General features: G+C 39.9%; 22 protein-coding genes. 9 read left to right on the top strand and 13 right to left on the bottom strand.

Features of this window, described 5'->3' with window-relative positions; genetic code table 11:
* Positions 1-10: 10 nt before the first annotated feature.
* From gyrA to EHS15_RS03660, 8 genes are all read right to left on the bottom strand, one after another.
* On the bottom strand, positions 11-2527 hold the full coding sequence (gyrA, locus tag EHS15_RS03695; RefSeq protein WP_135759191.1) for a DNA gyrase subunit A: 2517 nt from the start codon (positions 2525-2527) through the stop codon (positions 11-13).
* Between the two features lie 19 nt (positions 2528-2546).
* Positions 2547-4466, bottom strand: a complete 1920-nt coding sequence (gene gyrB / locus EHS15_RS03690; protein WP_135759190.1) for a DNA topoisomerase (ATP-hydrolyzing) subunit B — start codon at positions 4464-4466, stop codon at positions 2547-2549.
* Between the two features lie 85 nt (positions 4467-4551).
* On the bottom strand, positions 4552-4866 hold the full coding sequence (locus EHS15_RS03685) for a DciA family protein (protein WP_135759189.1): 315 nt from the start codon (positions 4864-4866) through the stop codon (positions 4552-4554).
* Positions 4863-5966: a DNA replication/repair protein RecF gene (gene recF / locus EHS15_RS03680; protein WP_135759188.1), complete on the bottom strand. Its 1104-nt coding sequence runs from the start codon at positions 5964-5966 to the stop codon at positions 4863-4865. Before recF ends, EHS15_RS03685 begins: the two co-directional genes overlap by 4 nt.
* Positions 5966-7084: a DNA polymerase III subunit beta gene (dnaN, locus tag EHS15_RS03675; RefSeq protein WP_135759187.1), complete on the bottom strand. Its 1119-nt coding sequence runs from the start codon at positions 7082-7084 to the stop codon at positions 5966-5968. Before dnaN ends, recF begins: the two co-directional genes overlap by 1 nt.
* Positions 7085-7328: 244 nt before the next feature.
* Complete coding sequence (dnaA, locus tag EHS15_RS03670; protein ID WP_135759186.1) at positions 7329-8654, bottom strand: chromosomal replication initiator protein DnaA; 1326 nt, start codon at positions 8652-8654, stop codon at positions 7329-7331.
* A 162-nt stretch (positions 8655-8816) separates the two neighbouring features.
* The gene (locus EHS15_RS03665) at positions 8817-9755 is read right to left on the bottom strand and encodes a hypothetical protein (RefSeq protein WP_135759185.1); all 939 of its coding nucleotides are present in this window, start codon (positions 9753-9755) and stop codon (positions 8817-8819) included.
* A 9-nt stretch (positions 9756-9764) separates the two neighbouring features.
* Entirely contained in the window at positions 9765-10688 is a 924-nt protein-coding gene (locus tag EHS15_RS03660; RefSeq protein ID WP_135759184.1) for a branched-chain amino acid transaminase, read from the bottom strand.
* Between the two features lie 159 nt (positions 10689-10847).
* On the opposite strand from EHS15_RS03660, the gene mnmG reads away from it, so the two are divergent.
* Complete coding sequence (gene mnmG / locus EHS15_RS03655; protein WP_135759183.1) at positions 10848-12722, top strand: tRNA uridine-5-carboxymethylaminomethyl(34) synthesis enzyme MnmG; 1875 nt, start codon at positions 10848-10850, stop codon at positions 12720-12722.
* An 846-nt stretch (positions 12723-13568) separates the two neighbouring features.
* Here the strand turns inward: mnmG and EHS15_RS03650 are convergent.
* Complete coding sequence (locus EHS15_RS03650) at positions 13569-14327, bottom strand: hypothetical protein (protein WP_135759182.1); 759 nt, start codon at positions 14325-14327, stop codon at positions 13569-13571.
* Positions 14328-14385: 58 nt separating this feature from the next.
* On the opposite strand from EHS15_RS03650, the gene EHS15_RS03645 reads away from it, so the two are divergent.
* Genes EHS15_RS03645 through EHS15_RS03635 form a run of 3 tightly spaced genes read left to right on the top strand, consistent with a single transcriptional unit; the run spans position 14386 to position 16781 of the window.
* Positions 14386-15129 (top strand): RsmG family class I SAM-dependent methyltransferase, encoded by a 744-nt coding sequence (locus EHS15_RS03645; RefSeq protein WP_135759181.1) that lies wholly within the window; start codon positions 14386-14388, stop codon positions 15127-15129.
* Positions 15122-15883: a ParA family protein gene (locus tag EHS15_RS03640; RefSeq protein WP_135759180.1), complete on the top strand. Its 762-nt coding sequence runs from the start codon at positions 15122-15124 to the stop codon at positions 15881-15883. The genes EHS15_RS03645 and EHS15_RS03640 overlap by 8 nt, the downstream gene beginning before the upstream one ends.
* 4 nt (positions 15884-15887) lie before the next feature.
* Positions 15888-16781, top strand: a complete 894-nt coding sequence (locus EHS15_RS03635) for a ParB/RepB/Spo0J family partition protein (RefSeq protein ID WP_135759179.1) — start codon at positions 15888-15890, stop codon at positions 16779-16781.
* On the opposite strand, the gene EHS15_RS03630 is transcribed toward EHS15_RS03635, so the two are convergent.
* Genes EHS15_RS03630 through EHS15_RS03615 form a run of 4 tightly spaced genes read right to left on the bottom strand, consistent with a single transcriptional unit; the run spans position 16755 to position 20356 of the window.
* Positions 16755-18527 carry an ABC transporter transmembrane domain-containing protein gene (locus tag EHS15_RS03630; RefSeq protein WP_135759178.1) on the bottom strand — a complete coding sequence of 591 codons (1773 nt, stop codon included), beginning with the start codon at positions 18525-18527 and terminating at the stop codon, positions 16755-16757. The two genes, EHS15_RS03635 and EHS15_RS03630, sit on opposite strands and share 27 nt — an antisense overlap.
* Positions 18528-18530: 3 nt before the next feature.
* Positions 18531-18998 carry a YaaR family protein gene (locus EHS15_RS03625; protein ID WP_135759177.1) on the bottom strand — a complete coding sequence of 156 codons (468 nt, stop codon included), beginning with the start codon at positions 18996-18998 and terminating at the stop codon, positions 18531-18533.
* A 9-nt stretch (positions 18999-19007) separates the two neighbouring features.
* The gene (locus EHS15_RS03620; protein WP_135759176.1) at positions 19008-19361 is read right to left on the bottom strand and encodes a bactofilin family protein; all 354 of its coding nucleotides are present in this window, start codon (positions 19359-19361) and stop codon (positions 19008-19010) included.
* On the bottom strand, positions 19361-20356 hold the full coding sequence (locus EHS15_RS03615; protein WP_135759175.1) for a M23 family metallopeptidase: 996 nt from the start codon (positions 20354-20356) through the stop codon (positions 19361-19363). Before EHS15_RS03615 ends, EHS15_RS03620 begins: the two co-directional genes overlap by 1 nt.
* A gap of 105 nt (positions 20357-20461) precedes the next feature.
* Between EHS15_RS03615 and EHS15_RS03610 the strand changes: the two genes are divergently transcribed.
* The 5 genes from EHS15_RS03610 (at position 20462) to EHS15_RS03590 (ending at position 26296) form a co-directional block, all read left to right on the top strand.
* Positions 20462-21271: a TatD family hydrolase gene (locus EHS15_RS03610; protein WP_135759174.1), complete on the top strand. Its 810-nt coding sequence runs from the start codon at positions 20462-20464 to the stop codon at positions 21269-21271.
* On the top strand, positions 21264-22520 hold the full coding sequence (gene serS / locus EHS15_RS03605; protein WP_135759173.1) for a serine--tRNA ligase: 1257 nt from the start codon (positions 21264-21266) through the stop codon (positions 22518-22520). Before EHS15_RS03610 ends, serS begins: the two co-directional genes overlap by 8 nt.
* A 44-nt stretch (positions 22521-22564) precedes the next feature.
* A complete protein-coding gene (locus EHS15_RS03600; protein WP_135759172.1) occupies positions 22565-23878 on the top strand; it encodes an OmpA family protein in 1314 nt (437 codons plus the stop codon).
* An 85-nt stretch (positions 23879-23963) separates the two neighbouring features.
* Entirely contained in the window at positions 23964-24761 is a 798-nt protein-coding gene (locus tag EHS15_RS03595; protein WP_135759361.1) for a substrate-binding periplasmic protein, read from the top strand.
* Positions 24758-26296 (top strand): alginate export family protein, encoded by a 1539-nt coding sequence (locus tag EHS15_RS03590; protein ID WP_135759171.1) that lies wholly within the window; start codon positions 24758-24760, stop codon positions 26294-26296. The genes EHS15_RS03595 and EHS15_RS03590 overlap by 4 nt, the downstream gene beginning before the upstream one ends.
* Position 26297 lies beyond the last annotated feature (1 nt).

Here is a 26297-nt window from a genome sequence, read left to right as displayed (position 1 = left end):
GAATATGCTCTTACTCGGTATCCCGAACGATTGCGAAATCTTTTACAAAGTCATCATCTTTCGTGTTCACGATCTTCACTCCCATTGCGGAGCGACCCACCATGGAAATTTCTTTCGCTTCGACACGAATTGCCATTCCGGATTGAGTGATGATGAGTAACTCATCTTCTTCCTTAATGGTTGCGATACCTACGGATCGGCCGTTTTTCTCACCTATCTTCAGATAGGTCATTCCTTTACCGGCGCGGCCTTTGGTGGAGAACTCTTCAAAATCGGTTCTTTTTCCGAAACCATTCTCAGAAATGGTAAATAAAGATGTGTTAGGTTCTACTTTAGTGATACCGGCAATTTGATCTTTCTCTTCCAAACGCATCGCAGTCACACCGGAAGCGGTTCTACCTTGGGATCTCAATTCATTGAGATTCATTCGGATGGCAAGACCGTCTTTGCTGGCAATGAATACATCGTAGTTTTCGGGATTAGAAAGTACGTCGATGAGTTCATCTCCCTCTCTAAGACCGATGGCAATGATTCCCGATTTTTTCGTATTTGAAAATTCGTTGAGTTGGATTTTTTTCACGAATCCGTCTCTAGTGACCATCAACAGGTATGATTCATCAAACAATCTAAAAGCGAATAGAGATGTAATGACTTCGTCTTCCGCAAGATTGATGATCGCCTTCAGCGATTTTCCTCTCGCTTCTTTGGAACTAATCGGAATTTCATAAACTTTAAGAAGGAAGGCTCTACCTTTATTGGAGAAAAGCATCAGATGATCGTGTGTCATCGCAATGCTTAACTTTTTGATAAAATCTTCTCGTTTTGTAGAGATCCCTTGTACTCCTTTTCCGCCTCGTTTCTGTTTGCGGAAAGTGTCCATAGGAAGTCTCTTGATGAACATATCTTCGGAGATTTGAACGACTACTTCTTCGTCTGCAATGAGGTCTTCCGCATTGAATGTAGAGGACTCTAAAGATTCCAAACTGATTTCCGTAGTACGATTCGAACCGAAAGATTCGGAAACCTTAGTGAGTTCATCACAGATGATTTTTTTCACTCTCTCCGGTTTCGCTAAAATATCTTCAAGGTCAAGAATGATGAGCCGCACTTGTTCCAATTCCTCAATGATCTTTTGAACTTCCAAAGAAGTTAATCTTTGCAGTCTCATTTCCAAAATCGCATCGGCTTGGACTTCGGAAAGTCCGAACGTACTCATCAATTTGCTTTGTGCATCCTTAGGATCTTTCGATGCACGAATGATTCTGATCACCTCATCGATATTATCTAGGGCGATCTTCAAACCTTCTAAGATATGAGCTCTTTTTTTAGCCTTATCCAAATCGAATTCAGTTCGTTTAACAACGACTTCATTTCTGTGATTTGCATACGCCTGAAGAATTTGTTTTAAAGAAAAAACCTTAGGACGATTGTCCAAAATGGCAAGCATCGTAATCCCGAAACTCACCTGCAATTGAGTGAGTTTAAAGAGTTGGTTGAGAATGACTTGCGCGTTGAAATCTTTTTTGATATGGAGTTCGACTCGAATTCCTTTTCTATCGGATAGATCTAAAATTTCGGTGATTCCTTCGATGATTTTCTCATTCACCAAATCACCGATTTTTTCCAAGAGGTTCTTTTTATTTACTTGGTAAGGGATCTCATTAATAACAATGATTTCACGACCTTTTGAGTTTTCGATGATGTCCACTTTGGAACGAATTCGAATGGAACCTTTTCCGGTAGAATAAGCCTGATAAAGACCCTCTCCTCCGATGATGGTTCCTCCCGTAGGGAAATCCGGACCTGGAATGATTTTCATCAAATCGTAAAGAGAAATATCGGGGTTCTGGATGAGAGCAACGACGGCATTCACCGATTCTCTTAAGTTATGCGGAGGAATGTTCGTCGCCATACCCACGGCGATCCCGGAAGACCCGTTGACTAAAATATTCGGGAAATTTGCAGGAAGGACGTCCGGTTGCTGTCTCGTATCATCGAAGTTCGGTGAAAAAGAAACGGTATTTTTTTCGATGTCTTTTAAAAGTTCTTCCGCAAGTTTAGTAAGTCTTGCTTCGGTATAACGATAGGCAGCTGCATTATCTCCGTCGACAGATCCGAAGTTTCCTTGTCCGTCGATGAGAGGCTCTCTCATGGAGAAAGTTTGCACCATACGAACCATCGTTTCATAAACGGGAGCATCACCGTGAGGGTGATAGTTACCGATTACTTCCCCTACGATCTTCGCAGATTTCACATAAGGGCGGTCACTTCTCCAAGCTCTTTCGTTCATCGCATGAAGAACCCTTCTGTGAACCGGTTTTAATCCGTCTCTTACATCAGGAAGCGCTCTACCTACGATTACGCTCATCGCATAATCAAGGTAAGCTTCTTTCATTTGATCTTCAATCTCGACAGGAATGACTCTCACTCCTGATTTCAAAGCTCCCGCAACGTCAGGTCGCCCTGATACGTTTAAAGCTAAGGTTTTGGAGGATTCATTTTCTGGTTGGCCGTTCGTTTCGGTCATTCTAATTTTCCGTATTCAATTATAGGTCTAGGTTTGCGACTTTATACGAATTTTCTTCGATAAAACGTCTTCGAGGGGAAACATCGTCGCCCATTAAAATATTAAACGTATCTTCCGCTTCTACGAAGTCGGCTAACTTCACTTGCAGCATCACTCTTTCTTTCGGATCCATAGTGGTATCCCAAAGTTGTTCGGGGTTCATCTCCCCGAGACCTTTATAGCGTTGGATGGTCACTTTGTCGTTCGGTCTTGCTTTTAAGATCTCTTCCTTTTCGCGGTCGGAATAAACATAAACATGCTCTCTACCGAATTTCAATTGATAGAGAGGAGGTTGTGCAACGAAGAGAGAACCTCTTTCAATCACAGGTTTCATATATCGGAAAAAGAAAGTAAGTAAAAGCGTTCGGATGTGAGAACCGTCAACGTCTGCATCCGTCATGATGATGATTTTACGATAACGAAGTTTATCGATATTAAATTCGTCGTCACCTATTCCTGTTCCCATAACAGTGATTAAAGTTCGAATTTCCTCGTTAGAAAGGATTTTATCCAAACGAGCTTTTTCTACGTTCAAAATTTTACCTTTCAAAGGAAGAATGGCTTGGATATTTCTATCTCTTCCTTGTTTCGCAGAACCACCCGCAGAGTCTCCCTCGACAAGAAACAGTTCGCAGTTTTCAGGATCTCTTTCGGAGCAATCCGCCAATTTCCCGGGAAGACCGCCTCCTTCCAAAACCGTTTTTCTTCTAGTGAGATCTCTAGCACGTCTCGCCGCCTCACGAGCTTTAGATGCCAAAATACATTTTTCAAGGATCTTTTTGATGACGGAAGGATTCTCTTCGAAAAAGAGATTCAAACCTTCTCCTGAGATGGTCTGCATCAGACCTTTCACTTCCGCATTTACCAGTTTTTCTTTCGTTTGTGAATTGAATTGAGGCTGAGGGATTTTGATAGAGATGACCGCACAAAGACCTTCTTTAATGTCGTCCCCTTGCAGACCGTTAGGTTGTTTTTTAAAAAGGGTTTGGTCTTTTTTTAGATGGTCGTTTAAAGTTCTGGTAAGTGCGGTTCTGAAACCTTCTAAGTGGGTTCCCCCCAAATTGTTGTTAATTGCATTCGTAAAACAAAAAACGTTTTCTGAATAGGTATCGCAGTATTGCAGAGCGATCTCTGCCCAAACGTTTTCTTTTTCTCCCGTAAAATGAAGAACCTTGTGAAGAGGATGTTTCGCATCTGTCAGATATTCAACGAAGGAGATGATTCCTCCTTCAAACTTAAACTCATGTTTTGCGGTCTCTTCTTTTCTTACGTCTTCGATTCGAATAAGTAGACCTTTGTTCAAAAAGGCGATCTCTCTGAACCTTGCAGAGAGAGTTTCGAAGAAAAATTCCGTAGTAGTGAAAATCGTATTGTCCGGTAAAAATCGAACGGTGGTTCCGGTGCTGGTAGTGTCCCCGATGACTTTTACGTCTTCTACAGGGACTCCTGTTTGGTATTTTTGATAATGAACTTTTCCTGCTTGGTGAACTTCCACTTCTAACCAGGTAGAAAGAGCATTTACAACGGAAACCCCCACACCATGCAAACCACCTGACACTTTATAGGCGTCGTTTTCGAATTTACCGCCTGCGTGTAAGATGGTAAGTACCACTTCAATGGTGGATTTTCCTTTGTCCGGATGGATCCCAGTAGGAATTCCCCTTCCGTTATCTTTGACTTCAATGATATTGCCGGGTAATATTTTGACGTCGATCTCGGAACAATGCCCTGCCATCGCTTCGTCGACGGAATTGTCCACAACCTCATAAACCATCTTATGAAGACCGGACTCATCTTGAGTACCGATGTACATTCCGGGCCGTTTTCTAACGGCTTCCAAGCCTTCTAAAATCTTAATTTTCGAGGCAGAATAAGAGGACGGAGAGGTTTCGTTTGTCATGAGAAAATCTTATATCCTATAGGAAGTATCCTGAGAGAACCCCCTTAGGGCAAGTGAAAACATCCTTTAGGCAAGGAAGTTGATTTTAGAAACGGGGAATAATTCCTGTTTTAAGAACGATTTTTGAGATTGTATTGGGGACATTTTTGGAAGCTATTTTTCGGAGGATTTCCTGCTTTTGGAATTCCATTTCCTGGGAAATCAGAGAGTGTTTGCATATAACAACCAATCTACCTTCCTTCAAGGAATCGGGAAAAGACTGGTCGGCAAAAAAATCCCCAACCAAATTTTTCCATTCTCTTTGGATGATTTTCAAACTTTGATCTTGGAAAAGTTCCTCTCTGGACATTCCCAATTTTTCGAGGCTTTGAAAAAGTTCGGAAATATCAATTTTTTTCATACGTCTTTTCCTCTGGAAACTTTTCCGTTTTCTACAACGAAAATTTCCTTATCCATTTCCAAGGATCCGATGTAATCTTTGATTCCTTCTAAATCGGTTGTAGTGAAAAAAGCCTGGCCGCACTCGGAAATCAGATTCACAAAATATTCCCTTCTTTTAACATCTAACTCCCGTATGATGTCGTCAATCAAAAGAACGGGAGCTTCCCCCGTATCTTCCAAAATCATTTGAAAGGAAGCTGTTTTGAGAGCGATCACGGCGCTTCTTTTTTGACCTTGGGAACCGAAGGAGCTCAGATCTTTGTCTTCAAAACCGATGGGAATTTCATCCCTGTGATTTCCGCAGCTAGTGTAACCGATTGCTATGTCTTTTCTCAGATTTCTAGCCAATCTTTCTCTGTGTTCCTCTTTCGAAGAAACATTCGGTTTGTATGTGATTCGAAAAGGATCCTTTCCTTGGCTCAGAAGATTCAGGTTTTTTTCGAAATAGGAAGTCAATCTTGCAACTGTTTGTTCCCTGATCTGCCGGATCTCGAAATCTCTCTCAATCAGAGGTTCGTTCCAAATAACGATTTCTCTTTCAGGAATATTCTCTCTTTTTAAAGCTGAGTTTCTTTGTTTAAGAAGGCGATTGTATTCGATGAGTTGATTCAAATAATATTTGTTAGTAGAAGAGATAAACGAATCTAAAAATCTTCTTCTTTCCACATTTCCGAATTCGATGATTTGGATGTCGGGAGGACTCAAAATCACGGAACGAAAGTATCCTACGGAATCGGAAACCTTTTTGATCACCTCTCCGTTGATTTTTATTTTTTTACGTTTGAATTGGGATTTTTCAATTCCGTATTCGAAAACAAAATCTTCTCCTCCCGCTTCGAACTCAGCTCGAACGAAAGTAAAAGGAGAGTCCCATTTCAGTAATTGATTTTCATCCGACTCGCGGAAACTTTTCAGATAAGAAAGTAAGGAGATGGATTCAAGAAGATTTGTTTTACCTTCTCCATTGTTTCCAATGAAGAAGATAAGACGAGAGCGAAATTCTAACGAGGTTTGATCGTGGTTGCGAAAGTTTTGAAGAGATATCCGCCTAAGATACATTAAAGTTTCATCGGCATAATTACGGAAACGAAATCGCTGTCCGACGGATCCTTAAACAATACAGGAGCGCTGGACGAAGAGAATTCCAAAATCACTTCAGGATCATCCACAGCTTTTACCACATCACTTAAATAGTCTCCCTTGAAAGCGATTGTGATCGGTTCTCCAGTGTATTCAATGCTCATATTATGATCGAACATCATAGTTCCAGGATTCGAAGAACTGATGTTTACGTTTCCTTTTGTAAAAGCCAAACGAATTTGTTTGGAAGGTTCTTCTGCAGAAATAAGAGCTTGTTTTAGGAAAGTGAGGAAATCGGCTTTTACGATTCTTACGGATTCGGCCGCTTGTTTCGGAATCACTTGTTCGTAGTCCGGGAAATTTCCATCGATGAGTTTGAAAAGAAGTTCGATGTTTCCGGAAGATACGTAAATTTGTTCTTCCACAAAACCGATCTTAGCTGTATCTTTCCCTTCCATCATTTTCAACATTTCTCTTACGGCTTTGTGAGGAATGATCACTCCGTTTTTGAAAGGAAATTGTTTCGGAAATTTTCTTACGATTTTAGAAAGTCTTCGTCCGTCGGTTCCAACTACGATCAAATCGGTATTGTCCGGTTTTAAAAACAAACCGTTGAAAACAAAACGGGTTTCTTCGATCGCCATAGCATAAGATGTTTTTCTAAACATTTCTCTGATCGTCTGACAAGGAAATTCGACCACACTGGATTCGTCTACTTTAGGAATGGTTTTGATTTCTTCCGAATCGATTCCGTTGATTTTGAACTTAGTATCCATTTTGCCGGAAGCATCCGTGATCAAAGTTTCGGAAGAATCGTTTCCTTCGTTTGTGGAAAGTAAGGTGCTATCAAAATTCAAATTCTTGAAAATGTTAGAAAGTTGTTTTGCAGGAAGAGATGCATTTCCTTTGGTACCTACCACAGAGGCCACGGAAGTTTTGATCGCTATTTCCAAGTCTGTGGCGGAAAGATAAACGATGTTATCCTCCGCTTGGATTTTCAAATTAGAAAGAGCGGATTTAATTTCTCTTACGGAGATAACTCCATCCACTGAGTTGATTGCTTTTAAGAAGTCTGTAGTATTGACAGTGAATTTCATTCTTTCCTCTTTTCTTATTTATATATTTAATTTATATATATTATGTCGTCTTTGTTGTTTCTGTCAGTATGTTCATAAAGCCCCGAAACATCAATTTTTATTGGATTATGTCGGATATTTTGCTTTCATTTTCTGTTCATATTTATGTCACTTTCTCGAACGAACTGACAACTCAAAAATAAAATCCCTTATTTATGTCTTATACACAAGTTATGAACAGCTTATCTACTGATAAACTGACAGATTATTGGAAGGAAATTTGGTGTTTGATGGATTGGTAGAGATCGAAAAGATTTTTGTCTTCAGAAAACTTCTCTTTGATCTTGGTGATCCCATGAATGACAGTTGTATGTTGGGCCGAGAAAATACGTCCGATTTGCGCCTTAGGCAGTCCTAAAATTTCGTGCAAAAGCAACATACAAAGATGTCTTGGCAGGATAAAATCTACCTTTCTGCTTTTCCCTAAAATATCTTTTCGAGCGACATTTAATTTTTCACAAACCAGGTCGATCACCTGATCCGGGTTAAAACCGATTCTTTTTCGATTGGTTTGTAGCCTGGAATTTGCGATTTCTCTGATTTTTTCATCGGAAAGTAGAAAGAACTGGTAGGCCTTTTTGTACAAAACTAGGTCGTTTACGATCCCGATCAAAGCTCTGGAATCCCCGTCACAGTTTTGTGCCAGCCATTCGAGGGTTTCTTCGGAAATAGGTATATTGTACTGAATGGTATAAGAGCGGAGGAGTTCCTTTCGGAGGGATAAATCGTGTTCTTTGACGTCTGCTTGAAGGCCGTGTACGAATCTGGATTTGAGACGATCGTGTAACGGAAGTTCATAGCTAGGACGGTCGGATGCGATTACTATTTGTCTTTTTCTTTCATAAAGAAAATTGAAGAGAGCGAAAAATTCTTCTTGGGTTTTTTCCGCACCACCGTTTAAAAATTGAATATCATCGAATAACAAAACGTTATAGGATTGATATCTCATTTTAAATGACTCCAAAGAATCTCTATTGTTTTGTCTGACTGTAAATATGAATTCGTTGAGAAAGGAAATACTGTCTACATAACGGATCGTTTTCCAAGGATCTTTCTTTTTGATTTCGTTTCCGATGGCGTGAAGTAGATGAGTTTTTCCCACACCGACAGGTCCGAATAAATAGAGAGGATTGTATTTCCCAGGGTGTTCACAAATACTTTTCGCAGCAGTGAATGCCAAACGATTGCAATCGGACACAATGTAAGTTTCGAAATTGTATTCTGAATTGAGTTCCGGTTCTGAATTTTGAAAACGATTTTCGATTGCATCCTTCATGTGGGATGTCGACTCTTCTTTGTCTGTCAGAAGAACGAGTCGGAATGAATCGCCTTTGATTTGATAGGCGGCATTTTCAAGGAAATTTGCGTATTTTGCTTCTACGTGGCTTTTTATGATTTGAGAAGGTGCAGAGACAACCATTTGATTTCCTTCCCAACGAACGAAATGCAAAGGTGCAATGAAATTAGTAAAATATTTCGGAGGAATTTGTTTTGATACCTCTTCTAAAATTTCTTCCCAGCTAGTTTCCAAATGAATTAAACCCTTTCCTAAACCGGGTACTATACTTCTATTCAGTAGGTAGAATTCAAATGAAAATTCAAATACGTGCCCCGAATCCGAAAATTCTGGGATAAGAATAAGAAAATTATGTCACCTTATCTGGTTGACTTAAATTTATTCGACTAATTTATGTTAACGAAGAGAACTTCCCAGTTTTAGGAACAATTGGGAGATTAAATAGTATTCCAAAGCTGGGATGTTGTAATGAAGTTTGGATTTGAATTCAATGATCGCATAGATTTTTCTTATGTTGTCTTCGAAATTTTCTCTTCTATATTCATATAACAAAAGTAATGAGATTGTTTCCAAGAAATCGATATTAGAAATTTTTTCTTTTGCCTTGGAATCGGACATTTTATCCCGAATCCAATTTTCTAATTTCAAAAGCAAGATAGGATCATGGCAGTGATTTTTCACCACTTCATGCCATTCTTCGATCCATTGATCCGAAACATCGAAAGGATTGAGAGATCCTCCGAAGTATTCTTTGAAATTTCGATCTTGTTCTCTAGTGATCGAACGGATTGTATCCTGCGGAAGATAATAAAAAGGAATACATACAGATCTGGAGATGATCGTTTTTTTGAGCTTCGTAAGATCGTTCACAATCAGAATAAACTTAGTATGAGGAGGAGGTTCTTCCAAAGTTTTCAAAAGAGTTGTTTCCGCTTCATTGTTGATTCGATGTGCTTCTGGAAACAGTACGACTCTTTTGGAAGAAAGATGAGGTCTATAGATGATTCGATTTCCTAAAAGCCATCGAATGGTAAATTCTTCAGGATCTTTATCTTTCCCGATGGCGATGTTTTTGTTTTTAGGAAATTGAATGAAATCGGGATGTTCTCCTCTCATAAAGGCACGGCAGGAGTCGCAAGTACCACAAGAGTTTCCGTTCAAACAAAGTAGATGACGGGCGAATCTTTCCGCAGCATTCCATTTTCCTACACCGTCCGGCCCGTGGAAAATTAGAACACCTGGAATTCTTTCTTTTTCTCTGAGAAAGGAATGTAAAAAAGTAAGAGCCACTTCCTGGCCCTTCACTTCATCTACTTGAAAGAAATTTTCCGTCATCTGTGAGGATCAATAAACCGGTGTTAACCAATTTTTATATTGATCTTCTTCTCCTCGAACGATGTTGAAAAATAAGGATTGGATTTGTTTGGTAATCGGACCCATTTGTCCGTTCCCGATGATCCTTCTATCTACTTCTTTCACCCAAGCAACTTGCACTCCCGTTCCGGAAAAAAAGATTTCATCGGAGATGTAGAGTTCGGAACGAGCGATGTCCCTTTCCACTACTTTGATTTTTAAATCTTCCGCAATTTTCAAAAGAGTTCTGCGAGTGATCCCTTCCAAAATGGAAGAAGGAATGGTTGGAGTGTAAATCACTCCGTCTCTGACGATGAAAATGTTTTCCGCAGATCCTTCCGAAACAAGTCCTCTTGCATCCAAGAAGATGGCTTCATCCATTCCGTTTTGAACGGCTTCTGATTTCGCAAGAGCAGAGTTCACATAACCACCGCTCACTTTAGAAAGAGTCGGGATTTGGTTGTCGGAAAATCTTGTCCAAGTGGAGACCATAGTCTTCAAACCGTTTTGAGTATCTAGGTAGTCGTTCAGTTTCAAAACATAAATGGCAATGTCCGTCTTTACATCGTGGAACCTAGGAGAGAGTTGCAATGCGGATGTGTAAACGATAGGTCGAAGATAAACGTTTTCTTTGAGATTGGATTCTTTCAAAAGCTGCAAAGTGATCTCTACCAATTGTTCGGGAGTTTTATCGAATTGAAGCTGCATGATTTTGGTGGAGTTCACCAGGCGTTTGTAGTGATCCAAAAGACGAAATACGAATAAGTTATTTTTTTTAGAGTTATAGTAACCTCTGATCCCGCCGAAGACAGCAGTGCCGTATTGAAACGCATGAGTTTGGATGCTGATCTTTGCATCTGAAGAAGGAACAATTTTTCCTTCGAAATAAGAGAGGTCTTTCGATTCAGCTGACATATAAAAATCCTATGCTTCCAGGATTTAATAGAATCGTTTTTAGAAAATGAATTTTATCTTTTTTTATCTAGAAGGTATAACGTTCCGAATTGTTATCGTCCTAAAGGATAGGTTTACCGCTTCTCCTTTATAAATTTAAGTAATGTTAGAAGACATAATATGAATTCATCTTTTTATCCAGATCGTTTCGATTGTATCGTAGTAGGTGCCGGCCATGCAGGTACCGAGGCAGCCTATATTTCTTCCACTGGCGGTCTTCGCACTTTGCTCATCACTATGAATTTGGATACGATCGGACAGATGAGTTGTAATCCTGCCATTGGTGGAATAGCGAAAGGACATATGGTTCGAGAAGTGGATGCACTTGGAGGATTGATGGGAAGAACCATCGATGCCACAGGAATCCAATTCAAAATGTTGAATACTTCCAAAGGTCCGTCCGTGTGGGCTCCTCGTGCACAGGCAGAAAAAAAACAATATCAATTAGCAATCAAACATCAGTTGGAAAAAATCAAAAACCTTTCCATCCGACAAGATACGGTGGAGGATTTGATCGTTGAAGGGAATCAAGTCGTAGGTGTTGTTACAGGAAGAGGTTTTGAATTTAAAACCAATCATGTGATCTTAACGACAGGAACTTTTTTATCCAGCGTCATTCATATAGGAACTTATCAAAAAGAATCCGGCAGGATCGGTGAGCCTACTACGAAAGGTTTATCACAAACTTTAGCTCGCTTTCAATTTCGATTGGGAAGATTGAAAACAGGAACACCTGCACGCGTTCATAAAAACTCAATCGATGTATCCATCTTAGAAGAGCAACATGGAGATGAAGATCCTAAACCTTTTTCTTTCTCAACCGCTAAGATTGATCGCAGACAAATTCCTTGTTACATCACATATACGAATGATAAAACTCATGAGTTCATCAAAGAGAACTTGGAGTTCTCTCCTATGTATTCGGGTCAGATCAAAAGTGTCGGCCCACGTTATTGTCCTTCGATCGAAGACAAAGTAGTTCGTTTCGCAGAAAGAGATCGTCATCAGATTTTTATCGAACCGGAAGGATATGAAACGAATGAGATGTATCTCAATGGGGTTTCCACAAGTCTTCCTGAAGAAGTGCAATGGAAGTTTCTTCGTACGATCAAAGGTTTGGAAGAAGTGGAATTGATGCGTCCCGGTTATGCAATTGAATATGACTTTGTGGATCCGACAGAATTGCATCCTACTTTGGAAACCAAGAAAGTAAAAGGTTTGTATCATGCAGGTCAGATCAACGGAACTACAGGATATGAAGAAGCTGCCGCACAAGGATTGGTTGCTGCTTATAATGTGATCCGATCCCTTCGAAAAGAAGAACCGATTTTATTTCCTAGAAGTGAATCTTACATCGGAGTGCTTGTGGATGATTTGGTTCACAAAGGAGTGGAAGATCCATATCGAATGTTCACAAGTCGTGCTGAATATCGATTGCTTCTTCGCCAAGACAATGCGGATCAAAGATTGATGAAGTATGGATATGAGATGGGTCTTGTATCCGGTGAAGTATTCGATCGAATGAAGGAACGTTATGGAAAGATAGATTCACTTCGTTCCAAAATGTTTTCTCTCCCCATGAAACCTTCCGAAGAGCTCACTCAAGTGCTGCAAGAAAGAGGAATCGAAAATTATAAATTCGGGCATACTGTTTCCGCATTTCTAAAACGTTCCGATGTCACCATTCATGATATCGAAACATTTTTACCTGACTTAAAGGATCTTACGGAAGAAGAAAAGGCCGTATTGGAAATGGAAATCAAATATGAAGGATACTTGAAGAGAGAATTGGAGACGATCGAATACCGTAAGAAGTTTCTTACCTTTCCGATTCCTGCCGACTTCAATTATGCAAACGTGAAAGGTTTGAAGACAGAGGCAGTCTTGAAATTGGAAAAACACAGACCTATGAATTTAGAAAAAGCAGCTCATATCTCCGGAGTGGATCCTTCCGATGTGGATTTACTTTTGTTTCATCTCGTGGAGAAAAGATAAGATTAGTTGAAGATGAGTTTGTGGTACCTGCGTCTGTAGCGGGTGTGTGGTACCTCTTACATCCAACCAAACTTTTACAATCTTCTTCTGATGTTTGCCATTCGAAATGTGTGGTAGTTACCACACTCTAAAAGTTTATCTCCCCTCATCGCCGATCTAGCTTGCTGTTAAAGATGAGAGACTTTTGCAGTTTTTATGTAGTACCTCTTACGGATTTATTTTGATCTGAAATTGGGTAGTGCCCCATCAAAGATCTAATCTCAATCTTTCCGGCTGACTTTTTTTATTCAGCATCCGGACATACATCGTACATCTATTGAAAGCTTTGGCTGGGTTGCTTTCTTGTGTTCTTTCTTTGAAGGAGGTACTACAAAATTCAGAATCATCACAAACAGGATGTTCATTCTTCAGCCAATGTAGTACCTACAACTAGGACAAAGACATTTCTTTTGAATACAAATCAAACATAGTAAGGAGAAAACAGAGGGATCATTCATTTGTCACTTTGTGGTACCTCCGACAAAGCTCCTTATTCATCTCGTCCTTCTGCTTTCCAAAGAAACCAAGATAGAATGGATCGTTGTTAAATAGGTAATTGATTGTTTTGAAATTCAGATTAGAGATGCTGAGGTGCGAGTCACTTAAAGCATTCTGCAAGAGGTACTACATTTTATTTAAGGGAATCTGCAGGCTGATGGGCTAGATTCACTTCCTCCACCACCAATTCCTACAAAGCAGAAATCCAATTCTCCCTTAAACAAAGAAGAGGAGATACCACACATTCTGTTTCACGTGAAACAAAAAAGCACCACCTCTTTTCTTACTAATTTAATTGGAAATGATCTATTAATCTATTTTAGAAACTCTTCCTCGAGGAGACTCATCATAGACAAGAAAATGAGTTTTCTCAATCATCCAACTATCTCCTTGTTTCACATGAAACGAATAGCTTTCTAAACTTCCGTCGGCTCTATATTTGAACTTATTTACTCTGTGAAATTCACCCTGAAAGAATTCTCTTTCTACCAAGCTTCCTTTGGAATCATACTTATAGTGAATCTCACCTTGTTTCTTTTTCTTATCATCTAGTAAGAGTTGGATTTGAACATTTGGACGTTTAGGGTCTTGAATGAATTTGAACGAATCAATGTCATTGAACTCAGAGTTTTTTCCTTCACCTGCAACAATGTTTCCATCTTTATCTGTCTCAAGTGAATACTGAATTTGAACTTTACCTGTCGCATCTTTCACAACGACTTTCTTTAGATTCCTACCTTTGTAAGCGAAATCCTTTTTCTCCAACAAGACATCATTCTGTCCGTAGACTTCCTCGGAAGTAATCAACCCGTCCACATATTTAAAGATTGTTTTGCCATCGGAGTTACCTTCTTTATCGGAATACTTCTCTTGAACTAGATGACCGTCATCATCATAGAGATACTCTGCAACATAGATAACGGTCCCTTCTGAGTTACGAACGATCTCTTTCGAAGGTCCTTTCTTTCCTTTATGTAAAACAAATTGATCTTTGTAAGACCACTTACCTGGTGTGAATCCGAAGACCGGGAAGCTAAGAATGAGGGTGAAAACCAAAAAGCGTTTCATGGAAAAAGATTCTCCTAGAATATGCTTCGACTATTTTCAGAAATTAAGTAACCAATTTATGTCAGAAATCAACTCGCAAGAGAGAACCAAATCCTACATTCCCAACCTATACTCTGAGCTAGACAAAAAGTTCGATTGGGATCGTGTGAATCGTTTTTATAAGTTTTTATTCAAAGAGAATGAGCGAGGCGGATTCTTTTCTAAGAATGATTCTTCTCAGATCTTTGAAAGACATATTATCGATTGCATGGTCTTTGTTTGGAAGCTTTCCGAACTCGGGTATGTTTCACGTGAAACAAAAATTGCAGATATTGGAACTGGCCCAGGACTTCCGGGATTCCTTTTCGCTTGCTTGAAAGATGTTCCGAAAATCACACTCATTGATTCACAAAGAAGAAAATTGGCTCTTTTGGAAGAAGAAGTAAGGAACGGAAATTTGTCCGAGGTGAGCGATAGAATCTCTTTTGATTATATGAGGGCAGAAGAAGAGAAAAGAAATTTTGATTTAGTCACTTCACGCGCTGTAGTTCCCTACCCTTTTCTTGTAGAGGTAGCTTCACAACTTGTGAAAAAATTCGGTTTATTATGTCCCTATCTGGGGCAAAGGAACTTTGATTCGAAACAAGAAGCAAAGGTACTGCAATACTCTGGGTTCAAAATCAAAAAAGAAATCGAACTTACTGAATTAGACTTTGTGGGAAAGAGACATATCAAAATACTGCTAAAGGATTCGGAACCAAAACCCGGATATCCAAGAGCTTGGAAAGAAATAGTAAAGGAGACGAAAGAAGGAAATGGGTAAAATTGTTTCGATCAGCAATCAGAAAGGAGGAGTTGGTAAAACAACTACTGCTATCAATTTGGCTTCCAACCTGGTTGAGTTAGGAAAGAAAATCTTACTCGTAGATATCGATCCTCAAGGCAATTCAGGATCCGGTTTCGGTATGGAAGTTCAATCTCTCAGTAAAACAACTTATGAAGTTTTGATTGGAGAACTATCCGCAAGAGAAGCCATCCAAAAAACTTTCGTAGCTAACTTGGATATCATTCCTTCCAACATCAACTTATCCGGATTGGAAGTGGATTTTTTAGGAACCGAAAAGAAAGAATTTAAACTCAAAGATGCATTAGCGAGCGTGAAAGAAGATTACGATTATATCTTGATCGATTGCCCTCCTTCTTTAGGTGTTTTAACGATCAATGCACTTTGCGCTTCTCAATCAGTGATGATTACTTTGCAAACGGAATACTTTGCATTGGAAGGTTTGTCTCAATTGATGAGAATTATTTCTCTCGTGCAGTCACAGTGGAACCCTAGTTTAGAATTGGAGGGAGTTCTTCTGACTATGTACGATAAAAGAACTAATCTTGCGAACCAAGTGGCGGAAGATGTCCGTAACTATTTCAAAGAGAAGGTATATCAAACCATCATTCCAAGAAATATCAAACTGTCGGAAGCTCCTTCTTTTGGAAAGCCGATCAACTATTATGATCCGGAAGGCGTCGGTGCAAAAAGTTATAAAAGTCTCGCAGAAGAAATTATAGGACAAGGGTAGAGACATGGCTTTAGGAAAAGGAAAAGTATTAGGAAGAGGTTTAAGTAACCTAATTCCTGTTAATGAAAAAAATGTCGAAGTAACGAAAGATGATATGTCAGGTCTGCGAGAAATTAAAATCTCGGAGATCCAACCGAATCCTCATCAACCTCGAAAATATTTTTCCGATGCTGCCATTCAGGAATTGTCTCAGACAATCCAACAGCATGGGGTCATTCAACCCATTACCGTACAAAAAAATTCTTCCGGTGCAGGTTTCATTTTAATTGCAGGTGAGAGAAGACTCCGCGCTTGCAAACTGGCGGGTTTTCAAAAAATTCCTGCAGTTGTAAAAGATGTTTCCGAAGCAGACATGATGGAAATAGCTCTCATCGAAAATCTTCAAAGAGAAGATTTGAACCCTATCGAAGAAGCACAAGCATATCAGAATCTTATCGACAAACGAGGATTAAAGGTGACCGATTTGGCAACAAGAGTCGGGAAAAACAGATCCACAATTGCAAATTTAATCCGACTTCTCGGCCTTCCTAAACCTGTGCAAGATTGGGTGAAGGAAGGTAAATTAACGGAAGGACAAACCCGCCCTCTTCTTTCTTTACCTGAGACAAAGAAACAAATCGATGTAGCTGCTAAGGTGATCGAAGAAAATTGGACTGCTAGAGAAGTTGAGAATTATGTTTCTAATCTGCTCCATCCTGATAAAAAATCCAAATCACAAAGTTCCGGTGCAGATAAAGATGCAAGCATCGTAAAAATAGAAAGCAAACTTAGAAATAAGTACAGTGCGAAAGTGGAAATCTCTCACAACGACTCCAATGGAAAAGGAAAGATCACATTTTCTTATGCGAATCTTTCCGATATGGAAAGAATCTTAGACCAGTTCGGTTTGAAATTGTAACTTAGCTAATCGGGAATATAAATCGCTCTTCTTTAAAAGTTCTTCATGAGTTCCTATCGAATCGATAGAACCTTGATGAACTACTACAATCTGATCCGAACGAATGATGGTTGCCAATCGATGCGCAATCATCAAAGTTGTTCTTCCTTGCATCAAATGATCCAAAGCTTTTTGTACCATTCGTTCCGATTCGGAATCCAATGCTGAAGTAGCTTCATCCAATAATAATATTTTCGGATTTCTCAAAATCGCTCGAGCAATCGCAATTCTCTGTTTTTGTCCCCCGGAGAGCCTTGTTCCTAAATGTCCTAAGTCTGTATCCCATCCGTCTTTCAGATGATTCAAAAATTCAGTCACATACGCTTGTTCGGCGGCTTTCTCTATTTCCTCGAAACTTGCATCAGGTTTTCCATAGGCAATGTTTTCCCGAAGTGTGCCCGTGAATAGAACAGGTTGTTGGGGAACGAATCCGATTTGAGACCGGAGTTCTTTCAATGTCAGGGAACGGATATCAATTTCATCGATTGTGATTTTGCCTGATTGAGGATCATAGAAGCGTAAGATCAATTCGAATAGAGTAGACTTTCCTCCTCCCGAAGGTCCGATGAGTGCGGTTGTTTTTTGCGAAGGAAGGATCAAATCGAAACGATCAATTGCATTTCTTTCGGGTCGAGACGGATAATGAAAGGAAAGATTTTCAAAACGAATTTCTCCTTTGCTGGATATGGGAAGAGATATTGGTGATAAGGGATTCGTAATATTCGATTGCGAATTTAGTAACTCCATCAATCGTTCTGTGGCACCGGCCGCTCTTTGCAAATCCCCGATGACTTCGGAAATCGCACCGACAGAATTTGCTACCATAATGGCATAAAAAGAAAATGCGATTAGTTCTCCTCCTGTGATCTTTCCTTCCAAAACATCGATTCCACCTACCCACAACATAAAACTGATTCCTGCCAGAATGAGTAAAATCACGGAAGCGATGAGAGCCGACCTTTGTTTGATGCGGAGTACGGAAACTGAAAATGCATCTTCTACAGTTTCGCCAAACTTTTGTTTATCAATCTCCTGATGGAAAAAACTTTGAACGATCTTGATGTTATAAAGTGATTCGCTTACGTAAGATCCTACATTCGCGATTTTATCCTGTGTGTCTCTGGAAAGTTTTCTTACCCTTCTTCCGTAAAACAAAATGGGAAAGAGGACAAAAGGAACACTGAGCAAAACGATCGCAGTGAGTTTTACATTCGTGATGAAAAGAAAAATCATCCCTCCTAAAAACAGGAGGAAATTTCTGAGGGCGATAGAAGCGGAAGATCCAATGACCGTCTGAAGCAACGTGGTATCTGTTGTGATTCTGGATTGGATTTCTCCGGGCGAATTAGTTTCGAAAAAATGGGGATGAAGATCTACCACATGGGCAAATACGTCTTTTCGAATGTCGGATGAAACTCTTTCTCCGATCCAAGAAACAAGATAATGACGAAGGTAGGTACCACCAGCTAACAAAAGGCCAATGAAAATGATTACGAACAAGGAAAGGGTCAGCTGTTCTTGGGAGCGAGCGCTGAATCCTGCATCCACTAAATGTTTCAATCCTTGGCCTAGAGAAAGGGTGACAGCGGTGGTAAAAAGCAAAGCGGCGGAAGAGACTGTAAGTTGGAAACGGTATGGGCGGAGGTAAGCAAGGGTTTTGGTAAGAACTCTGAGATTCTTGCTTGTGGGTCGGTTCGCGGTTTGCAAATGTTATCCTTTTATATCAATCAATAGACCCCTGATATCATCCAATTGTTTCAAAATTGCGAAGGCGGAATTGTTAGGAGAGAACATAGTCCTTGCCAAAAGATCCAATTTTTCATCCAAAACTTTTACATAACGAATGTCTTTATTATCGTTTCTTCCTCGAGTAGGAGCTTGCATCACTTTATGATTTTTCTTCATAATGAGCTGAGCTATTTGTTTTATGTGTTCTTTGTATTCTTTTAAGTTGGAATGATTCGGATTTGCAATGAGGGCTTTTTCCAAATCAGGAAGATCCTTCCATAGTTCATTGAGTTCTTTTGTGTTTTCTTGATCGGAAGGAACGATCGATTCCAGAATCTCTAAAAAACTGAGATTGGAAGAATCGGGAGAGGAGGTTTTTAATTTATCGGATGAAGACTTACGCTGCGGAGAATTGGAAACCGCTTTATTGTTTGTGTTTTGAACGAACATAATACCACTCTAGTGGCGAGTGGGATTAATGGTGCATTTTCCGTGAAACACAACTCCTTCCTCAACTATGAGTCTGGGAGTTACAATGTCTCCTTCCAATCTGCAGCTGGAAAGTAGAGTGACTCTTTCCGTAGCATAGATATTGCCACGAATTTCTCCACCAGCTACCACAACTCTCGCCTTAATATCTGTATCGACGATTCCTGTTTTTCCTATAAGAACCTTTCCGTCTGTTTCGAGCACTCCTCGAAATTTTCCGTCGATTCGGATCAAACCGGAAAATTTGAATTCTCCGGTAAATTCGGCTCCTTCGCCGATGACGCTGTTAACTAAAAATTCTTCTTCGGTTGTTGTTTGAGACATTATTCTTGAATTTGATTGAGAAAGGAAAATGGATTCAGTGCTTGTGTTCCCACATGAACTTCGTAATGCAAATGATAGACAGGATTTTCGGGAGTTTTTCCGACATACCCGATGATGTCTCCTTTGGAGATCTTTTCGTTTTTCTTTACTTTAACACGGTCTAGGTTGGAATAGATGGTTTTCCATCCGAAACGATGTGCTAATTTGATGTAGTAACCTGTAGCAGGAGAAAAACCGGAATCGAATACGATGCCTGGAGCGGTTGCTTGCACTTCTGCACCTGGGAAAGAACCGATGTCCAAGCCTTTGTTGATCTCTTCTTTTCCTGTGATCGGAGAAAGATATTTTCCGAAAGGGAAAAGAACATATCCTTTTGTAGGCCAAATGGAAGGAGTATTGCGGATGATGCTTTTTCTTTTTTTGATGAGTTTGATGATTTCGTCGGACAATTCGGAAGAAAGTTTTAAATTGTGAATGTCTTCTTTGATGCGGAACGATTCGTCCGTAATATCCGTTTGCGGACTACCTTGCAAAGCAAGGTATTGGTTCATTTTATCATTACCACCCATACCTTTCGAAACTCTAGAAGGGTCTCCGCCTAATTTAATATAAAGGCCTGAAATTCTTTCATAGTAGTATTGAATGGTTTCGTGAAGGGAACTCACCTCTTCCTTCATTTTGGAGGATTGGCGGATAAAGTCTTTGTTTGTAAGATTTAGTTCTGTTAGCTGATGAACGGAGCCGCTGTGAGAAAGAACATTCACTGCGCTGATCACAAGTAGGATCACTACGATCCCTATGAAAATGGAAATTGCCTTATAGGAAATGACAAAGTTTAAAGTTTTGCGATCCGTATGAGGAATGACCATGATGGTCAGCCTTTCCCTGCCTTTTTTGTCTAAATCTTCATACCTTTGGGATAACTTCAGCTTCCATTCCTGGAATTTGTATCTGAGTCGGTAGAAGGTAAGGTGCAGTCGGTTCTTGAAATCCACGGGAATATTCGCTTTTTGTCAGTTTTATCAAAACTTATTGATTACACTATTACTTTCGATTGAATTTTCATTTTCAGTCAATCTTATTTGCAAAACCTGCACTATATGGCCTATTCAATCATCGATACTCACTGCCACTTAGACATAATTCAGGAGCAGGGGCAGGATATCTCCGAGTCTCTCAAGAAGTCGAAAGAGGCGGGAGTGAAAAAGATCGTTCAGATAGGAATCGATTTACCCAGCTCTCAGAAAGCCAAAGAGATAGCAGAAACGTATTCTACCGATGATTTGAAAATTCACTACACAATCGGATGTCATCCTACGGAAACTCACGAGTTTCCCAATGCGGATGCCATTTTAAAATTAGCGGAAGAAAATTTAATTCATCCTCTATTTACAGGCATCGGCGAAATCGGAATGGACCTTTATCATGATGCGTCCACAAGAGAGCTACAAAAAGAGATCCTTCGTAAGTTTTTGGATTTTTCCGCAAAACACACTCTTCCTGTAGTCATTCATTCCAGAGATGCTTTTGAGGATACTTACGAAGCGCTCGCTGAATACAAAGGAAAGGCATTCGGTGTGATCCATTGTTTTACCTACGATTACGAGATGGGAAAGAAGTTTGTAGACTTAGGATATTACGTTTCTTTCTCGGGGATCGTTGCTTTTAAAAATGCAACGGATATACATGAAGCCGCTAAAAAACTTCCCCTAACTTCCGTTTTAATCGAAACGGATGCTCCTTTTTTAGCTCCTCCTCCTCACAGAGGAAAAAGAAACGATTCCTCGAATATGCCGTACATTTTAGAGAGAATGTTTTCTTTAAGAGAAGAAACTAACGCCACAATCACAGAACAGTTATTTATTAATTCCGAAAAATTCATCAATAGAAAGGCTTATTACCATGCTTGATATCAACCGCATCCTTCAAAACCCTGAAGAACTCCTTAATTCCCTTAAAAAAAGAGGAGTGAATATTTCCGATATCGAATCCAAAATCAAAGAAGTTGCTACCAAACAAAAGCAATTGAAGCAAGAAGCGGAAGATCTTCGCGCGGAAAGAAATAAGGTCTCTAAAGAAATCGGAATCTTAAAATCGCAAGGGAAAGATATCGCTGAAATTTCCGCATCCGTGAAAGGAGTCGGTGATCGGATCAAAGAAATAGAGGAAGAATTGACCAAACAGGAAGATTCTCTCCTAGAACTGAATATAGGTCTTCCCAACATTTTGGATGAAACGGTTCCGGAAGGGAAAAGTGAAGAAGACAATGTTCAAGTTAAAACTTGGGGAGATATACCTAAGTTCTCCTTTGCTCCGAAGACTCATTATGATATCGGTGAAGCGATGAAAATTTTCGATTTTGAAAGAGGAGTGAAATTATCCGGCGCCCGCTTTTATACTTACATCGGTTTAGCGGCGAAATTGGAAAGAGCATTGATGAACTTGATGCTCGATACTCATACTTCTCAAAACGGATATAACGAAATGTGGGTTCCTGTTTTGGTAAATGATGAGTCGATGACTGCTACCGGACAACTTCCTAAATTCGCAGAAGATTTTTATCGTTTGGAAAAAGACGGTCTCAATTTGATCCCTACTGCGGAAGTACCGCTTACCAATTTCTACAGAGATGAAATCATAAACGAAAAAGACCTTCCGATTTCCGTTTGTGCCCATACTTCCTGTTTTAGAAGAGAGGCCGGTTCTTACGGAAGAGACACGAGGGGAATCATTCGAGTGCATCAATTTCAGAAAGTGGAATTGGTAAAATTTACAACTCAGGAAAATTCCAAAGAAGAACATGAAAAGATGCTGAGTGATGCAGAGTCGATTCTTCAAAAGTTAGGATTGCCTTACCGGGTAATGCTTCTTTGCAGTCGTGACATTTCTAGCGCTTCATCCAAAACGTACGATATAGAAGTTTGGATGCCCGGATTAAATCGATTTATGGAAATTTCCTCCGTTTCTAACTTCAAGGACTATCAAGCAAGACGCGGAAAAATTCGATACAAAAGCAAGGAAGGAAAAAACCTGCTCGTCCATACTCTAAACGGTTCGGGACTCGCCATCGGTAGAACTTTGGCAGCTGTTATCGAAAATTACCAATTAGAGGACGGAACCTTCTCGATACCGGAAGCTTTAAAACCTTACTTCCGATAAAAAAAGAGCAGAAGACAAAGAGAGCCGAATTCGGCGGAGGTCTTATGCTCGCACAATTTCGATCCAAATCTGTATTTAAACTGTCTGTCTCGCGTTCAGCGAGACGGTTCCTAACAGTTCTGCAGATATCTTTCCTAATTTCTTTCTCTCTGGCCGCTCAAGAGAACTCGCCTAATCCTATTTTAGTGGAACCCATCCGGGGAAATGTTAATACCAACTTCCAGGAATTCGGACCTGCTTTGTCACCGGATGCAAAAACTTTGTATTTTTATTCCAAAAGAAGTAATGGAAGTTATACGGAAATATTCAAAAGCCAATTGGAAAAAGACGGCACCTGGGGATTCCCGGAAGAGGTAGATGAACTCAATTCGGAGTTCGACGATCAAAGCCCGTTTTTATCCAGAGATGGAAAAACGATGCTGCTTTCTTCCAATCGGGATGGTTCTGTAGAAGTGGAACTTTCTCCCGGAAAGGTAGGTGTTTCCAGAGATCTTTATATATCCACATGGAACGGTAAACAATGGTCGAAACCGGAAGCTTTACCCTCCTCTATCAATACGGAAGAAATCGAAGAAAACCCTCATTTGTTAGGCGATCAACTTCTTTTCACAAGATATCCTTTCGGGAAACCGAATTTAGCAAGAATCTATTCTTCCAAAAGAACCGGCAATGCTTGGTCGAAACCGATTCCTCTTCCTGCACCGATCAATGATGCACATGCCACTATTGCGGCTGCTTGGAACGACGAAGGAACTATCTTATTTTTTGCCTCAAATCGTCCGGGAGGATTCGGAGGATTCGATCTTTATATGATGAAACATGAAAACGGTAAATTCTCTGATTTGGAGAATTTGGGGGAAGGGATCAATTCCGAATCGGATGAGGCTTATATGGTCTACCAGCAGGTGAAAAAAACATTCGTATTTTGCAGAAGAGTGGAAGGGCGATCATTCGATATATTCACAGCTTCCGTTCCTAAGAAAGAGAATATCATTGAAGAAACGTTAGTTGAGAAGAAAAAAATATCCTTAGATAACGTATATTTTGAAAGAGCCTCCGCCAAACTTAAAAACGAATCTCATATTCCCTTGGACAGTATTGTAGATTACCTACATGAGAATCCTAAAGTCAGGATGAAAATCATAGGCCATACCGATTTAACAGGTACTTTCGAGGATAATATGGTGCTTTCCAAAGACAGAGCGAAGTCCGTAAAAGAGTATTTAGTCGCCAAAGGAGTTGATAGGAATCGTCTGGAAACGGATGGAAAAGGGCCAACAGAACCGATGATCAACAAAACGGATGAGGAATCCTCCAGGAAAAACCGCAGAACTGAATTTGTATTGATTCAAAACTAATTTTTCCTTGATTCCCACTTCCTTTAGAAGAGAAGTTTAGGGAGTGTCTCCTTTCGTTTTTCATTTCAAATATGGCAAAGAAACTCTGTTAGTGTTTCTTTGCTGCTTTCTTGGTTTTCCCATATTTTCTCAGTCCAGCCCCACTCTGGATAAAATCAAAAAAACGAAATTACTCACAGTTTCGGTAAACGAATTTTACGATCCTTTTTACATTGAGAATCCTGTTCCGGAATATCCAGGTTTGGATGTGGATTTGAGAATCATCCCTCTTCGTACTTTTGATCAACATGCAAGAATGTTGGAAAAAGGTGACACTCAAATTGCACTGGCAGGGTTATCTTCTTCTATCCTTAGATTTAAGGATGTATATTTTACGGATCCTTATTTGATCTCCACTCCCGCAGCTTTGGTTACAAGGTCTTCTTTACCTCCTGAGCCGGAAGGTCAAATTGTTACCGTACAATTATTCCGTAATCTAAGCGATCTTCAAAATATTTCCGGAATTTCATATTCGGTTCTTTCCAACAGTTCCAATCATTTTTACCTCAAAGAAGCTTTTCCGAAAGCCCAAATCTATTCCTATTTCACTAGTGAGGCAGCTTTCAACGAACTGAAAAAGAACAATGTGAATTGTTTTGTGGCCGATTCTTACTATATTCAGGCCTTGTTGCAAAAAGAACCTTCTCTTAGAGCCAATTATTTGCCGATCTTAGGAATAGTTCAGGAAGATCATATCAGTATGGCAGTGGCGAAAAAAGACATAGAATTCATTTATCACCTGAATTTTTTCATCAAAGAATACAAACGAACAGGCAAGATCCAAAGGTTAATTACAAAATACTTTAAATCCAATGCCTGGGTGAAAAAAGAACCAGAGAAATGAAGAACCTTCTCTTTGTTTTGTTTTTGATTTCTGTTTGCGCCCCTCTTTTTTCACAGGAAGAGGAGTCTCAAAAAACCTCCTTAAATTTCAGCGGGTCTTTTCGTGTACGTGCTACGAATGTAGGAAGAGATGTTTTATTAAGCAGACAAACTCCTGTTACACCTGTAATAAATCCAGAACAGGAATATCAGAACAAAGTAAATTCGGATGCGAATCTGATCGCCGAAGACGTTGAAAGAAGGAAATTAGGACAGCCTTCCCAACTAACTCCGAAAAAAGAAGATGTGAGTTATTACGATACTCGTTTCCTCTATAACATGAGCTTTTCCACGGGTAAATATGTGGAAGGAATTTGGGGAATGCAAGTTGGAGATATTCCTTTCGGAGGAAAAGGTCTGCGATCGACCGGTCCGGACGGTTTTGATCCTGGGCTCATCGGACCTGGATCCGGAGGGGAAAGAGGTAGAACTTCAGCGGTAAACGTACAAACTAACTTTCTTTATATTAATTTTAGAATTCCTGAATCGGCTCTGTTCATTAAAGTAGGCCAACAGTTGTTTTCTTCAGCGCAAGGTAGGGTTTTATTTTCAACTGGAACAGGTGTTAGTATTTTAAAGAATTTTCAGTTCCTTCGACTTTCCTGGGAAGGAGGAGTTTTGCGAGCTAAGGATCAAAGTTTCCTGGATGTGGATAAAAACGGTTTCGCAGATAAAAACTATCAAAATTCGAATATATTCTATAGCAAAACCAAGATGGAATATTTTAGAAACGTAAGAAACGAATTGTATGCTTATTTTCTGGATGATAACGATAAAACCGACGGAGAAACTTCCCGTTTAGCTTGGTATGGTTCGCATAACGAATTCAACTATCAGTCTTTTTCGTTCGTTGTGCACGGTATCTTCAATACGGGCACTGTAAAGAAGCTGACTCCTTTGATCGACGGAGCAGGTACCACATACTACAATACTACCAGAAGGCATTCCATCAAAGGTGCCATGTACGATTTTCAATTTACCTATCGCTGGAACGAATCTCTAAACTTCAATTTCATTGCACTTGGAACCACCGGAAGACCGGGCTATGACAAGGATGGGCAAGAAGCCAACTTGAAAGGAAACGGATACAGAACTCTTGCTCCGGGATTCTCCATTTCCAACATCGCAACGGACTTTACAGGGGGTTATGCGCTCTTTAACGGTTCCAGTTTTTCAGGATTAAACGAATACGGTCTTTATTCCAATATCATCGCTTTCGGTCCTTATCAGTTTACCTTGGGGTATTATCAGCTCTGGGCTACTCGGTCCCCTGAAATTAAAATCAATCGTGAATTTTCGGAATGGGCCGGATATAAAACATCTACATATATGGGGATGGAATATAACTTTAATATTCGCTATAACGTTACTTCGGATTTTCAGATCATTTTTCGTTCGGGCTACTTCGTAGCGGGGGATGCTTTGTTTGTTCTTTTGGATTCAAAGTATGGACGAGTGCTGCGAGAAGCATTCGTCACTTTCGAACATCGATTCTAAA

It is taken from the genome of Leptospira idonii, from assembly GCF_004770995.1.
Lineage (GTDB): Bacteria > Spirochaetota > Leptospiria > Leptospirales > Leptospiraceae > Leptospira_A > Leptospira_A idonii.
Note: the sequence above shows the minus strand (reverse complement) of the source record. Positions and strands in the feature narration are given on the sequence as shown.